14 protein-coding genes are annotated in these 15,186 nt (G+C 45.3%); 12 read left to right on the top strand and 2 right to left on the bottom strand.

The window, feature by feature from the left end; all coding sequences use genetic code 11:
* Positions 1-3: 3 nt before the first annotated feature.
* On the bottom strand, positions 4-2,631 hold the full coding sequence (locus LN737_RS32210) for a glycosyl hydrolase-related protein (RefSeq protein ID WP_405520861.1): 2,628 nt from the start codon (positions 2,629-2,631) through the stop codon (positions 4-6).
* A 262-nt stretch (positions 2,632-2,893) separates the two neighbouring features.
* On the opposite strand from LN737_RS32210, the gene LN737_RS32205 reads away from it, so the two are divergent.
* The 8 genes from LN737_RS32205 to LN737_RS32170 all read left to right on the top strand — a co-directional run bounded on the left by LN737_RS32205 (position 2,894) and on the right by LN737_RS32170 (position 11,501).
* Positions 2,894-3,313 (top strand): helix-turn-helix domain-containing protein, encoded by a 420-nt coding sequence (locus LN737_RS32205; RefSeq protein WP_231780373.1) that lies wholly within the window; start codon positions 2,894-2,896, stop codon positions 3,311-3,313.
* Complete coding sequence (locus LN737_RS32200) at positions 3,310-4,227, top strand: IS3 family transposase (RefSeq protein WP_405520859.1); 918 nt, start codon at positions 3,310-3,312, stop codon at positions 4,225-4,227. The genes LN737_RS32205 and LN737_RS32200 overlap by 4 nt, the downstream gene beginning before the upstream one ends.
* 1,373 nt (positions 4,228-5,600) lie before the next feature.
* Complete coding sequence (locus tag LN737_RS32195; RefSeq protein WP_231780371.1) at positions 5,601-6,200, top strand: ParA family protein; 600 nt, start codon at positions 5,601-5,603, stop codon at positions 6,198-6,200.
* Positions 6,200-6,451 carry a hypothetical protein gene (locus tag LN737_RS32190; protein WP_231780370.1) on the top strand — a complete coding sequence of 84 codons (252 nt, stop codon included), beginning with the start codon at positions 6,200-6,202 and terminating at the stop codon, positions 6,449-6,451. The genes LN737_RS32195 and LN737_RS32190 overlap by 1 nt, the downstream gene beginning before the upstream one ends.
* Positions 6,452-7,811: 1,360 nt before the next feature.
* Positions 7,812-8,603, top strand: coding sequence for a replication initiation protein (locus tag LN737_RS32185; protein ID WP_231780369.1), 792 nt, complete (start codon positions 7,812-7,814; stop codon positions 8,601-8,603).
* Between the two features lie 92 nt (positions 8,604-8,695).
* A complete protein-coding gene (locus tag LN737_RS32180; RefSeq protein ID WP_231780368.1) occupies positions 8,696-9,058 on the top strand; it encodes a hypothetical protein in 363 nt (120 codons plus the stop codon).
* Positions 9,059-9,703: 645 nt separating this feature from the next.
* On the top strand, positions 9,704-10,648 hold the full coding sequence (locus LN737_RS32175) for a ParA family protein (protein ID WP_231780367.1): 945 nt from the start codon (positions 9,704-9,706) through the stop codon (positions 10,646-10,648).
* Between the two features lies 1 nt (position 10,649).
* Complete coding sequence (locus LN737_RS32170; RefSeq protein WP_231780366.1) at positions 10,650-11,501, top strand: hypothetical protein; 852 nt, start codon at positions 10,650-10,652, stop codon at positions 11,499-11,501.
* Between the two features lie 879 nt (positions 11,502-12,380).
* Here LN737_RS32170 and LN737_RS32165 read toward each other — a convergent pair.
* Positions 12,381-12,575 (bottom strand): hypothetical protein, encoded by a 195-nt coding sequence (locus LN737_RS32165; RefSeq protein WP_231780365.1) that lies wholly within the window; start codon positions 12,573-12,575, stop codon positions 12,381-12,383.
* Between the two features lie 280 nt (positions 12,576-12,855).
* Here LN737_RS32165 and LN737_RS32160 point away from each other — a divergent pair, with 280 nt between their 5' ends.
* The 4 genes from LN737_RS32160 (at position 12,856) to LN737_RS32145 (ending at position 14,594) form a co-directional block, all read left to right on the top strand.
* Positions 12,856-13,062 (top strand): hypothetical protein, encoded by a 207-nt coding sequence (locus tag LN737_RS32160; RefSeq protein WP_231780364.1) that lies wholly within the window; start codon positions 12,856-12,858, stop codon positions 13,060-13,062.
* A gap of 173 nt (positions 13,063-13,235) precedes the next feature.
* Positions 13,236-13,376 (top strand): DUF1028 domain-containing protein, encoded by a 141-nt coding sequence (locus LN737_RS32155; protein WP_405520855.1) that lies wholly within the window; start codon positions 13,236-13,238, stop codon positions 13,374-13,376.
* Positions 13,377-13,741: 365 nt separating this feature from the next.
* The gene (locus LN737_RS32150; protein WP_405520853.1) at positions 13,742-14,332 is read left to right on the top strand and encodes a transposase; all 591 of its coding nucleotides are present in this window, start codon (positions 13,742-13,744) and stop codon (positions 14,330-14,332) included.
* Positions 14,319-14,594, top strand: a complete 276-nt coding sequence (locus tag LN737_RS32145; protein WP_231780361.1) for a hypothetical protein — start codon at positions 14,319-14,321, stop codon at positions 14,592-14,594. Before LN737_RS32150 ends, LN737_RS32145 begins: the two co-directional genes overlap by 14 nt.
* Positions 14,595-15,186 lie beyond the last annotated feature (592 nt).

Genomic DNA, 15,186 nt, shown 5'->3' with positions numbered 1-15,186 from the left:
GTATCAGTAAGTGAGTTGAAGCCGGTATGTATTCAACTGATTCGGAGCAAATCTGATCGGCAACTGCTTTCCGACTGGTTTCAAGACCCGTTCATTGGTTTCGATATGCGTCGTTTGCCAAGCCTGCCGAATGGGTAAGGTAGTGATCAGCGTCGGTGTAGCTGATTTGTTGGCTACGTTCCAGAATCGGGCCATCAGGCCCTCGCCGATTCCATCCTCACTGGGTTTCAGACTCCAGAGCACCACATTGGGGTCGCTGGTATGTAGCAACGAAAACGTCTGGGCGGGATACGTATCAGCCTGCCCGGTAATGGCCTCCGCAACGAGTGGATTCTGGTGTTCCAGTGCGAACTTCATGGCGGTTACCGGCTCAAAATCAGCCAAATGTGTCGTTAAAGCAAATTTATACAAAAAGCTGGTTTGTCCATTTTGACCGGGAATGCCCAATACGCCCTTGTCCTCCCGTTTGGTATCGACCTGGCCACCCGCCAGTGCACTCAATTGCGACGATTGTTCCCAGAGCGAATCGACGGTACTTTTGCCCAGCTTGAAAAAGCTGCAATCTATATTCGATAGGGTGATCCCGTAATTCTTCTCGCTCATGTCGGCGAAGTGATTGAAGGTTTGCCAGTCCAGCCGGGCATTCTGGGCGGCATAATGTCCACCGCGCGTTTCTTTTCTGGCCGTCAGAATAGCTCCCAATTCTTCGTGGTGGGTCGTTGGCTTATCAAGGTTAAACGAAAACGCCCAGGTTTTCACATCCCTGAAATTGGCCTGAATACTATCTTCTATTTCGATGCGGGGTGTTCCGGAAAATACGGTAACCCGGACCGTATGCGGTACCGGAACTGGTGAAACAGCTTTCAACGTAACGGACACTGGTCCCGCATTTTCAACTACAATGGGATTCCCTTCGTTGACATTCGTTACGCCCAGGTCATTCACGTATTTGCCATCAATTGGCTTCACTAACTGCCGCTTAGCCCGGTTGTCGTAAATTTCCGTAATAGCCCCCGACCGACTGAGCCGGATGCGGTACCGGGCGTTGCTGATGTATTCACCCGACACCCTGGCGGCTACCGGTAACGTAGCAGGTACACCCGGCTTTACTTCAAATACTTTGTAGCCAACCAATGGAATGTTTTCGGCGTAAATTCGAAGAAACTGGCTCTCTCCTTTGGTAATCAACTGACTAGCAACTTCTTTATTCGTAGAAACATCGATAACTCGAACCGGGTATGGACCCATATAGGCCAGATCGGCAATATCACTACGCGTCCAGCTCAGTGGATTGAATACGTAGAATCGTGGATTGGCAGCTTTTTTTAGTTGACTACCGAGCGTTCTGGCGGAGAGCGAAAAGAGGGTATCGACGTAGCTGCTGATCTGCTGCTGAATCTTATTTTGCCACTGTGCCCGCACCGTATTTTTAACTGGTCCATCGGCCGTCCAGTTGTGTTCCCAATACATGCCCAACGATTCCCAGGCCAGATCACGAGCTGATCTCAGATGATTGGTGTAGCCAGGCGTTTTCAGGGAAACCAACGTAGCGAGGGCTTCGGCAGAACGCAATTTTTCCGTTGAACGGCGCACCTGAGCCGTGGTTTCGTTCATCGACGCACAATACAAATCCCACTCGTTACCGTAACTCACCGATTCGGAAGGCAGCGTCGGGTAGCTCCGGGCAACATCTTCAAAAAAGTCTTCTTCATTGGAAACCCGTACTTTCCGGCTTACAGTGGTGCCGTTCTGGGCTGCCTGGATGAACGGGTTCGACACATACGTTTCCAGATCGTCCCAGCCGTAGCCAAACGCCCCCGCTACGTTAAATGGATACCCTGATTTAGCAGAGACCGTGTCGCATAAAGCATCCAATTTGGTAATGACATGGCTGATTTCATCGGTCTGACTAACACTGGCAGGCCTTTTTTTCGGATACAATCGACATTCGGCATACCCACCGAGCGGTGCGGTTATTTTTTCGTTGTAATTATACCATTTCATCAACACCCCCGACCCATCCAGACCGGCGTAGCGGTACAACTGGTTCCGTCGATTATCCCGGTACTCGTAGGTCATCTGACTGCCATAACCCCCTATTCCTTTGTAGCTGTATTTGGCTCCCGAACCTGCCCAGAGTGAGCTCAATCCCAGCGGGATGGTATTGTTCTCCATCGTCTGCGCTAGCCTGAACCGAAGTTTATATGCTCGCTCCAGACTACCCGCATAATACATTCCGCGAATCACGGCCTCAGTTGGTTGTGCGCCGTATGTGTTAACCAGTGTATTGAGCGGGCTGCTAATATGACCCGACTTAATAGCGTCAATCAGCCGGTTAAACTGAGCCGGGGAGCGGTATTTCTGGTAAGCCCGAAGCCAGTAACTGCCATCGCAATTAAAGCGTGCCTGAAAATCGGACGGGTTACCTTTGGTAGAATCGATCTGGTGTAAGTAGTAGTCGAGCATCTGGACAAATGCCGTGTCGTACTTCGCTTCATTGGCCGTCCACATATAATCGGTATGGTCGTCGTTGGCAATATACAGGCGTTTAACGGCGGTCTGGCGATCCGGCTGAGCATTTACCACCGAAAAGAATGACAGAATGATTGGAAAGAGAAAGATATATCTCACAGTGATCAAATTAGATAGATACTGTACGTTATTCAACATGCAGATTACTGGCAAGCACAGGCTGAGGCTAATCTATCTAGTCAAACGGAGCAATTCTTTATTTTTCCCGGTTAATTCTAATTAATATTGTGTAGAACAAAACCATATCGATATATCATAAAATCCCCAATCGTAGGTAGATAGATGTTAAAAGTTAAATATGACTAGCATTTCGTTGTATGTGACTTGTCCTGATAAAAGTTGACCACAAACCGGTTAACTTATGGATCAACTCAGACTATCACCCATGCAAGAGCATGAACTCACCATGCGCCAAATGGTGCAACAAATTCACTTGGGCAAACTCAACATGGACCAAGCCGCTGTCCAATTCAATGTCAACCGAAAGACGGTACGGCATTGGGTTGACAAGGTAGAGAAAGAAGGGCAAACAAACCCAGAAACAGCCTCTGAGCTATCAAACCTATCTTCTGTTCAAAAGAAAATGGCAGCCCCTCGTTCGCCGTCCCAGAGTGAGGATCAAAACGAATTACGAGCCAAGGTGCATGCCCTCGAACAAGAACTGGAAGTGGCTAAATTCAAAGCCTTATATTATTCGACCATCGTTAAAGTAGCCGAACAGGAGCTAGGCGTTGATATCGAAAAAAAGTCCGTTACCAAGCCATCCGATTCATGCTCATGAATTATCCTAAGCTGCATATTCGGCAGTTAGAAGGATGGCTTGGGTTTTCACGACAAGCTTATTATCAATATTGGCAGCGACAAGCTAGTCAAGTTGATAGCGAATCCGAAGTAATTGAGCTGGTCAAAAAACTGCGGAGGGATCATCCCAAAATGGGTGGGCGCAAGCTACACGATCTGCTCAAGGAGGGAATGACTAAAAAAGGCATCAAGATGGGGCGGGATGTACTTTTTGAGTTATTGGCCGCTAACGGTCTGCTAATCAGAAAGCGGAGACGACGGGTGACTACTACTTTCTCCGGTCATCGGTTCCGGAAATATCCCAACTTGACCAGGAAATTAGTCGTCGAAAGACCCAACCAATTGTGGGTCGCGGATATAACCTATTGGTTCACAAACTACAAGTGCCTGTATATTTCTCTGGTGACCGACGCTTATTCCAAACGGATCATGGGCTGCGAAGTAGCCAAGAGTTTACACGCGGTGCATTCTAAAGTGGCTTTACAGATGGCCCTTGAGCATATTAATCCTCAGATTGGCAAGACCTTAATTCACCATTCTGACCGTGGCCTTCATTATTGTTGTGCCGACTACATTGGCTTATTAGACTCATTTGATGTCCAGATCAGTATGACTGAGACAGGCGATCCACTAGAGAACGCTATTGCTGAGCGGGTCAATAGGATCATTAAGAACGAGTATTTAGCGCACCAATCAGTATATTCTCTTGCTCAAGTCCGAGTGGTGCTTGAGCAAGCGGTCGTTTTGTATAACTATAAACGGCCACACTTGAGTTGTGATATGTTGGTCCCTGAGCAAGCCCACCAACAGGAGGGGAAACTGAAGCGTAGGTGGAAAAACTACTATACCAAGCGAGTGATAGAAAGCTTTGTGGTCAATGAAAAACCGGACTAACTTAGACGGGTCAATAAAAGGGTAAATAAATAGCAAAAACGGTCAACGCTTTTCAGGACGGGTCAACCCGACTACCGTTCAGAAAAACGTCCGATGATTTGGTCGTGAACCTTTCTGGTTGAACCATTCATCCAGCTAAACTCTGTAAGCAAATCAAGTCCGGGCCGCCGGAAATTTGCCCTGTTTGTTTGGTTATGCCCTTCAGTGAAGGGCTTTCCAATACAAGGCTAGCCTTGTATTTCATCAATCTAGCGAATTTCTAAGTTCACCCGAGCTACTTGGTAAGGCCTGAAATACAGAATTTAAATTGACGATCAAGATTATAGGTGTGTGTCCGATTAACTTTCATTTACTTCGTACGGTCAGAATGGTAGGACGATACCTGATGTCTCTGGTTATTTCTTGATGAGCAGACACTCTTCGAGTGTATCGCCCCCACTCCTGTTGCTTTTCTGCCACGCTTTTGATCAATTGATTAAACATTTATTTGGCTAATTGATCAATTGATCAACAAAATTATACTCTATAATAAACAGTATCTGGCAGAATAATTTTCAGTATCAAGCTTAAAGTGCTATAAATGTCGGTTTAAGGCCTAACCACTTTCAATCTGTCTAATCGTCAATCGACTTACTCATAACTATATATTTAGTTGGTAAGCTATAGTGACGATCTCTTATGGACTATCAGCTGAGAACGCAAATCATTCCCTACGAAAAGACTGGCATTCTTCGACCAGGCATATTGTAAACCGTTTACTTATCTATTTTTAAATCCTTTGCCCAATACGCACACAACCGGATTGGAACGAGTTCCGGGTCCCCCCTCCCCTATCGATGTTCAGATCCCAGGCCTAGCCTGTGCCTGCTCTGTTTGGTTTTGGACGTGTTACTGCAGGCAGATAGCGATCGGACTTATCTATCATTTTCCAACCAATCCGTTTCAACGTATGAGGCTGGCCCAGCACCGGATGCCGGTATCCCAAAGATTCGGTCGGATGTCAACTTAAAGGGTTCCTATACCCTATCCAACACAAAATCCTGTTCGTCTGGTCACTCTCTGATTTGCTTTCCGGCTGTTTTGAATTCTCAGGTACTTTCAGATCCAGTAACAGCTACGTTCTAAATAAGTAACGGTTGCTACCCGTTTGTTTGGCCCTCTTCCTTTACTCGTTTGCTTACCATCTTCGATTCACATGACAGCAGGGGAAACCTGAACTCATCGACAATATTTGTAGAAACGTAGTCGTCATGAACCGAATATAACCCTTTATATATAAAGTGTATTGTGGTAAGTGTTGATTTTTTATACATTTAATAAAATGATCAAAAATATATTTGCACAAATATTTAAATAAACACTATGTTTGATTCATGAAAATTCTGACTATTGCTCATCAGAAAGGGGGAGTTGGCAAAACGACTCTGGCCCTTAACTTAGCCTACTGCTTTGCCGACAGTGCCCGCGTCGCCGTAACCGACACCGATTTGCAGGGCAGTATCAATAACCTGGGCAGGCTCGTAATGGGCATCGATCTTGTTTCACCCGAAACCGTACTGGAAGGTAAGCTGAGCGGCTATGACTTACTGGTGATCGACACTCCGCCTTACCTGACCAGTCGGCTACCAGACCTGTTCGCCATATCTGACTACGTACTCGTACCAACCAAAACAGCTGTCCTTGATCTAATGGCGATTCGTGCTACCATTGCGCTGTTGCGGGAATCGATGAAGAGACGTCCGAATTTGAAAGCGGGCATTGTCCTTAACATGGTGATGCCCCGTACGAGTCTGACCGCGGAGGTAAAAGAAGCTTTACAGGAATATGATTTGCCCGTATTGCCCACAATGATTCACCAGCGCGTGAGTTATGCGCGATCACCCCTGACGGCAGGCGTTTTTGAAAGTGACGATGAGAAAGCCAAAGATGAAATTCAGAATTTAGCAACCGACATTTTAAATCAGTTACAGTAATGGCAAAACAAGACCGTCCTAAAATGGGCGACCTTATCAAACAGCTACCGAACGTCGTAACGCCTGTTCAGGAAGTGCGCCCCGTTGAAAAACCTAAATCTGCTGAAGAAGCCGACGTTAAGATCAGCGGGTTTTGGGGCCCCGCCGATCTCGCTAAGCGGCTGAAAGTACATGCTGCCGAGTCCGGGAAATCCATGCGGCAAATCAGCATAGAAGCTTATCGACTATATTTTGATCAATTGTCTAAATAATCAATTGATTATTTAGACAAGCTTTAGTTTAAGTGTGTAGCTAATAGACTGAGTGATCTGTTGCGACACAATAGGGTAAAAAAGTTTTCGCCAACTATAGCCGGTGTATGAAAAGTTAGGCCATTACATTCCGGATCGGTTGTATACCCTTTATGCACTCATACCTCGTTAAGAAGCGTGTCAGGAAGATATAGATCAGCTAACCGGAAAAGATTTCCGTTCACCCCCTGACGTTCTTCAAGATATGCGATAGGACGTCTGGTTGTTTATCGTTCAGAACCTGGTTGCCCGCTGAGGTTAAAATAGCCCTGTGAACCGAATCAGTCTTAGTTGGTTGACTCCCCGGCCAGAGCCGCTTACTGTCGGCTCCATACCAGCGTATCTGTACTGGTCAATCTGGTTTTTGAAGTTATCCTGACCACAAATTGCTAATTACGCTTAGAGTTACGTAGCAATTACGCCTAGTTAGACCGTCTAATTGCGAGGAAAGTACCGTCCCGGAAGATTTTATAATTCATAGCTATTGGCAAATGGAAAGTCGCTAAAGCGTCCTTTTTTTAAGAAAAAAGTTAAACCAACCTGGCTATTAGTAAAATTAGGCCGGCATTAATTTTATTTACTATATTAATTATTAAGCTCGACGTAACCTATTGAAAGTCAGTAATTTAAAGAGGGTAAATATGAGGAAAGTACCGTCAATTGCGAGGAATCTACCGTTTATCTGCGAGGAATCTACCGTCAATTGCGAGGAATCTACCGTTTATCTGCGAGGAATCTACCGTCAATTGCGAGGAATCTACCGCTTGTGCGAGGAATCTACCGTTAACTATGAGTGAACTACCGTATTTACGAGGAAAGTACCGTTAACGGGCGCTCTTTGTGTATGAAGTAGCCAATAATACTAGGTTGACCACGACCATGGGAAATATTTAGCTTCGGAAACGCTACGGGCCTGGGGTTATTGGGTAATCAACCAGCGAGTTAAGGTCAGTATCTCGTCTATACCGAACTGCAGCTGTATTGCGAGTGGATTCCCGTCAATCCGGAACAAGTTAATCGAATTACGAGGGAAGTACCGTTAAAATGAGTGGAAACGGATCCAAAATAAAGCTTTTAGCAGGCGTCGAGGCTGAATTGCGAGAAAAGTACCGTTAACAGACCGGGAATAAGTTCGTTTTTCAAGACTTTTAACGCTTTTGTTGATCTGGCTATATCCAAACTTAACGTATTGACGGGTTTTTACTCGCAGTTCAACCAAACCGGACCATACCCTGGTTTTCTAAGGTCGGCTACTGCTGTGTCTGCAAGAAAGCTTGTGAACTAAGTCTCTTTTTTAGCTTTGTAAAAAGACCCTTGTTGCATGGCTAAATCGACAAGTACTTCCATTTCCCAAACGGAACTATTCAGCAACGATTCCGAATTTTTGGAAGCTGATCGGCGCGCAACGACGCGCCAGATTCGACAGGATAGCATGGTGGCCCAGCACAATGATTTAATTCGGGCCAGGTATGATATGTCCCTACTGGAATCACGGCTATTTGTATGCCTGCTGGGACGCATTGACCGAAAGGATAAGGATTTTGTACTGTGTCGAATTCCCGTATCTGAGCTATATCCGGATGAGAAGGTGGGAGGGAAGTCTTACTCCCAGGTACGGGAAGCGGTCGTTCGGCTTGCCAGCCGGGTTATTCATGTCGAAACCCGGGATGAAACGGGGCGCCGGGAAATTATTAGTAATCCCCTGATGGCTACGTGCCGTTATAAAGAAGGCTCTGGTTACCTGATTGCCCAGTTTAATAATTTTGTCAAGCCTTACCTGCTGGAACTCCAGGGGAATTTCACGGTTGCCGAAATCCAGACACTGCTTGGTTTTCGGAGTTTTTATTCCTACCGGCTTTATTGGCTCCTTAAATCGGCGGCTTTTCACCATGATACCATAAAGCTGGAGCTAGTCGCCTTAAAAAAGACCTTAAATCTAGAGCAACGGTACCAGAATTTCGCCGACTTTAAACGCTTTGTCCTAGACATTGCCAAGCAGGAGTTGAGTCAGACGGATATGGCCTTTGAATACAAGCAACTAAAAGAAGGAAGAGCGGTTAGCGCGTTGCTTTCTATCTACTTCGACCGGCCGTTATCACTCAGGATGATATAAAGCTCCCGGAAGGAACCCAGCAGACGCTGACCGAAATTGGCATTAGTCTAAAATCCCTGAATGAAATAAAAGCACGCTACCAACAGGGACTCTTGTCAGAGGAGTATCTGCGCTTTGTCATCCAATATTACCAGGAGGCCAAAAAGAAAGGTCGAATCAAATCACCCGCCGGGGCTATGTACAAAGCCTTGATGACCGATCAGTTAAAAGCTGAATTTGTTGTCTGGCAAGCTGATCAGCCAGTCTATCATGCACCCAAGCCTGTAGTCAAACCACAGCCTATTGAAATTATTCAGATTGAGCTACTCAATGAACAATTCCTGACGCTACAGTCCAAAGGCCTGGCATCGCATGAAACATTTGAGGCCTATCTGGACTGGATGTTACAGCAGCAGGAGTACGACATGGATGTAGTTGATGGAAAAGAAGTACTTGTCTATACTCCGGTGGCTTGATTTACAGTTACCTAAGACGTTTATAAAATAATGTACGTAACGGAGTGAGCAATATACATCGCTGATATAACCAGACTAGTTTCTCCCTAATTTGTAAAGCTTTTAGTACAGGATATACATTGAGGATCGACTGGAGTCCAGAGCCAAGCTTCGAATGCCGCCCCGCCTGAGTCCCCAACTCAGCTGAAGAGGTTAGGGAATCTTCCCTAACACAAGTTGGCTTTCATTTTGATACATATTCGGGTAGGTTAAGCTTTGCTGCCTTCGCCCGGCCTTATAGGGAAATTTACGTCCAAGGCTGATCGGTAGTCAACAGCGACTCATCGCATACAATTGCCAATAAAACATAATGTCGCTACCTGTTAGCACGCCCTGGTGATCAAAAAAATATAGCTATTATTTGCCTTATTCGGAACCACCCGGTGGTGTCCCGTCTATTCAGGTTCTTTTCAGGATGTTTCGCCAGCAGACCTGACGATGGCTTATCTGCGTAATGTGGATGTGAACACGGCGATAACAAAAGTAATGGCTTAAGCTTTAACTGACAGTTAAGAAAACATACCTAAAAAGAAAAAGTGAATAGTTTATCTTGGATAAAAGAAGTTCTTTATACATTTACGAAAGATAAAAATTTATCCTTGATCCATGATTAACCAGGAAAAACTGGTACGGTTCCTGCGTTCCAAACCTGCCTTAAATCTATCTCAGATTGAAAAGGATGCGGGTATTCCCGCGAAGACGCTGCACAAAGCCCTGTCTGATCAGAAAGACATACCGGCGAAACACTTGCCAGCTTTAGACGAAGCTGTACGAAAGTATGGTTATTCTGAAGCTCTTTTCGATAAAGCAAAAGTGATTTCCATTGTGAATCACAAGGGTGGCGTTGGTAAAACCACCACAACCATCAACGTGGGTAAAGCCCTAAGTTTACTGGGAAACCGGGTGCTACTGGTTGATATGGATTCACAGGGAAATTTATCCCAGTGTTTTGGTATCCACAGTCCGGACGAACAAGTTGTCGATGCCTTACTGACGGGGACAGACCTGCCTATGATCGAGATTTCCCCGAGTTTATTTCTTTCTCCTTCCGATATACGCATGGCGTACCGGGAATCGGAATTAGCCAATTCGATTGGTGCTGATCGCCGGTTGGCTTTAAAGCTGGAAGACGAACGGGACAAGTTTGACTATATCCTTATCGATTGCCCACCCAGCCTGGGAATTTGTACAACCTGTTCGCTAGTGGCATCAAATTACTGTGTGGTGCCAATTCAACCGGAGGCCAGCGCCTATCATGGTGTGGAAAGCCTGTTCAACCGAATTGCAGAGGTCCGCAAATACATTAATCCTACCTTATCGGTGAAAGGAATTGTGTTTACAATGGTGCATAAGAATCAGAGTATTCATAAAAGCATGATGGCTCATATTCGGGATACTTACCGAAATTTTCCCATCTACGAAGCGATTATTGAGGTGTCCACCGTCATTAAACAATCCCAGGTTGCCAAGGAAGATCTGTACACCTATTCGAATAAATCGGTCTCCTGGCAACAGTATCAACATCTTGCCACTGAAATAATGACTATCTGATATGAAAAAGGACTTTATGAGTTCGATGCGGGAGAAGACCTCTTCGCTGCCGACATCTCTTTTATCGACCGAAGAAAATATCAAGAGTCAGATTCAAATACTTGACCAGCTACGAGATTTAATTCCGCCCCTGGCAGATGAGGAATACCGGCAATTACAGCAAAACATTCTCAAACACGGAGTAAAAGACCCGCTGACTGTTTGGGAGACGAGCTCAACCGTTTTACACCTCGACGAGGAAAACCGGCCGGTTTACGTGCTTATCGACGGTCATAATCGATACCAAATTAGTCAGGAACATAAATTGGATTACCGAATTAACCTGCTTCGATTTACTAGCCTGGAAGAAGCAAAGGATTACATGATCGACTTCCAGTTGGGAAGACGTAATCTTTCTCCTGAGCAAATAGCGTACTTGCGGGGACTGCGGTATCTACAGCAAAAGACAATGAGGGGCGGTAATAAATTTTCAACTAATTCTATAGTTAATGCTTCCGTTGCATTGGGCAAAGAATATGGTGTAAGCAGTCGGACGATTAAGCGGGATGGCGATTTTGCCGCTGGTCTGGATAAATTAAACCCTGAGCAAAAACAGCAAATACTCACGGGCAAAAAAAAGGTCGCTCGATCAGCCATTGAAGCGATGGCTAAAACAGATTTGGTTGAGTCTGACGCAGTAGCTGATGAAGGAAACCTGCTTGTGAAAACAAGCCGTAAAGCAGTAGGAGAGGACCCAGTAAAAAAACTTGAAATTGCGATTCGGGAACTTGCTTCTGGAACGCTTTCCCGTAAAACATGCGAAAGACTACTGCTGAAAACCAATGAGTTATTAACCCTCTTACAAGCAAAGTGACAGCTTGTCACTTTGCTTGTAAGAGGAGGAAAGACCGGTTATATTTAGAAGTGATACAAAGAAATGGACAATACGAATACCCCAAAGTGACAGGCTGTCACTTTGGGGTATTTGCTGATAAATTAAAGCGGATACCAAAAACAAACCGGTTAAATTCGTTGATCAAACGTCTAAAAACCATCTGTTCAATCCGAGTCACGGCCTTACCAGGTGTAGCCTGGACTTATAGCCATAGTGAATAGCCCGGTTCGACAATGAGGAAACGCTTATCAGAGTTTCTAAAGAATATAAGAATAGGGGAGAGGTTCTTTCATTCGTCCTGTTTTATCCTAGCCGAGAATTATCTTCAGGCTTTAAGATGCAGTAAATCAGGTTATAAAAGCCGATCCCCTGCCAGGGAATGGTTCTATGGCACTGATGATTATTTTGTTCTGCTTCAAATTTTTGTCTGCAATCTCAATGAACACAAGTCTTAGGCTGCCTCAAATACAGGAGCGGTTTCTATACGTAACGGCGAATAAAACAGACAGTGCGCTGGAGAGTATACACACGTGTTGTTCAATGGGGATTGAAGGGGGAGCATTAACGCTTGCCGAAGTTCAGTCACTTCTTCATACAGGAAATAAAATATCAAGTAAATCCTTGTCTGATTAGCTGCGGATTACGGATCACCAATATGCCCTCAAACAAGTACTGACTTTGGCGAATCAACGGGAACCCTTAAACCTGAATAGCATTCAGGAAGTAGCAGCTAACATAATGCGCCATACGGGTGGGCCAGTTCATTCGCTGTTAAGTCAGTCAGTATGATACCAGCCGGGGCGAATACGAATCGACACGACTACAACAGGCGGTCGGGTATTGATTAATGCCCATAAATTACCGGTTAAACACACCCCGGCACATGCCGGAAGAAGTCTTAGCTTCTGCTGCCCGGTAACCGGCTACCTGGCTGGGTATGGACCGTGAAGTGGGCACCATAGAGGTGGGGTAACTGGCTGACCTGGTTTTACTGAAGGCCAATCCGCTCGAAGCCGTCACGAATGCCCGAAAAATTTCGGATGTCTTCGTCACTGGGCAGTGGTTGGCTGGGGCTCAACTAAAGGCGATGCTAACTGAACTGGCGAAACGAAATCATGCCTCGAACGATCAATACGAATGGAAGCAACTAATGAGTAACTAAATCGTTGCTTATCCAAGTGTCGTCGACATGTCAATCCTAACCATCTGTTGATTAATGTCAACAAACGTTTCCAAAAATGAGACTGGCAAGGCTGAAACTATACGAGAGTTTACACAGGCAACTTGTCATTCATAAATTGCATCGGTGAATGAGTGATCCAGCTGGTTTTTTATGAAATACTTTTTCCTCAGTTTGTCGTTGCTTTTAGCACCAACTTATTCCTGGGTGACCTGGTCGATCATCCTCATTAATCCCAAAATAGGTGAAATCGGCATTGCGGGTGCCTCCTGTACCTACAACTGTAGTGACATTGGTAAAATCATTTCTGGTCAGGGTGCTATCATTGTTCAGGCCATAAGTAATGCCGACGCCAATTGAAAAGGAGCCCGCATGATTCAGGCTGGTCATTCACCTCAGGAGATTATCCAAGCCTTGCTAGATCCATCTTTTCGCCTGAATAGCAACAGTAGGCGGTGGTTACCTTACACCAACTAGCCCAGCCAAGTACCTACACTGGAACGGCTACTGGTATTTCCATCCAGTGTAACACATTGGCCAATCAAGATGTATTAGCTACCATCATGCAGGCGGTCGTTGAAGCTCAGGACCAGGAGCTGCCGATGGCCGAAATGCTTATACTAGCCTTGGAGGCAGGCTCGGCGGCTGGTGGGGATAAACGGTGTGGGGAGTAACGCGCCACTTGTGCGTTTATCCGAATAGCCGCCCTTGAGAAATCATCCAAATCCAGTTTGTTTCTGGAGTTTTTTGGTCAGAAGCGCGGGGGGATGAATTCAGTTAATTTGCTACGAGGCAAGTATGAACGCTGGAAAGCAAAACACCGTATTTAATAACTGAGGGTGGGCATAAATAGGAACCGGCGAATGTTAACGGGTTGACGACCAAATCAATCCAATGACAGCCGCGGTTCCATGCATGCCAAATTACTGTATTTGTCTGACTTCTTAAATACCTGTTGGCAAGAGCCAATGGATAAACGCCCAAAACGAGGAAAACCTCAGACCTATTCGAGTATATCATAGTGCTCTTTTTTATGCTCATGCTCCTCAAACGAATTCACCCCTTTGCCGCCATGCATCGTTGGGCCAAAGCCAATTATGGGTTACTGAACTGGCAGCAGCCCCCTGACCGTAAGACTATTCGCCGACGCTTTCTAGCGCTGCCGGTCCTGATTCAACAACTCATGCCCGCTATTGCTCAGCAGTGTCAGCAACACAACCATCACTCTTTCGGCTACGCCTGTAGCTTTGCCGACAAAAGTGTATTTCGAGCATTAGGTGGCCTGTGGCACAAAAAACACATGCTCCTCAAGGTGATGCCCCATTCCAGTATTGACACGGAGGCATCCTGGGCCAAAAGTGAGTATCACGGTTGGCGGTTTAGCTATAGTCTCCACCTGATCTGTAATCGCTATCGCTTTCGTTTAATGGCTACGGTTACGACAGCATCTACTAAAGACTACCGACTCTTAGAGTGCTTAATTACTCCTTTACAGGAGCGACTAGGGGTCGTGGTTGCCGACAGTGGGTATTTTGCGGTTCGTTTTTTTACAAGCCATCCACGATCGCTTTTCTATTTTGGTTACTACCCCCTGCCTTTTCAAAGTAGGCCCGCGAATGAGCCATTTTAAGCAATACTATAATGATATGGCTGGTTCTTGGGCGGGCAAGATCACTTACCGTCGCCGAAAGCCTTCGATTGAGCCCACTTTTGCACTACTTAAAGAGCTTACCGGCCTGACTGGCAATACAATGTTGCCTTATAAAGGCTTGGATCGGGTCAGTGCCTACTTGATGATACCCAGTTGCACCGTCCAATTAATCATGTACGATAATTTCATCAATCAGCGGGAGTTTGGCAGTTTAGACGCCTTTAAAGCCACTTTTCAATAATGCCCACCCCTCATTTAATAAATCGTTGAACCAACGACCTTATCTGTGCCCTATCTTCTCAAAGAAGGACAGTCAGACTGCTACTAATGTATTCTCAAATAAGGCTCATCAAAATCAGACGAATTAGATGGCTAGGATTTTAAACCCGTACTGACACTCATCAGAGAATGTCTTTCAGGGTTAACTTTTGCATAAATAACTGATAGTTAAACTTGCCAAAACCTTACAAAAACCTCGTAATAGCATCAAAGCCATATAAAATCCAAGCTATTTCCTCAAAATTAGTCGGCAAATAACGCCGTATTTTGTAGTACATATGACTGATAATCAGAATATTTTTTCAAAAACCGTCCAAAAACCTCGTGAATCTATGTTTTTACCGGATTTTATGGAATATAACTTATTAATAACTACGTAGTTATGCGTTTACTTTCAGATTTTGTACGAAACGAAGATCAGGCGGTTAACCGTTATGTATGTATAAATAATTCGGAAATCGATTTCACCCTAGGTAGTTGACATTGAAAGATTACGGGTTCATAAACCGGCGCTGGTCAGCGTCGTCAGATCAATCTGTACATCGGTTTGAATA

The organism is Spirosoma sp. KNUC1025, from assembly GCF_045160025.1.
Classification (GTDB): domain Bacteria; phylum Bacteroidota; class Bacteroidia; order Cytophagales; family Spirosomataceae; genus Spirosoma.
The sequence above is the reverse complement of the archived record's forward strand: the minus strand, read 5'-3'. Positions and strand labels throughout refer to the sequence as shown.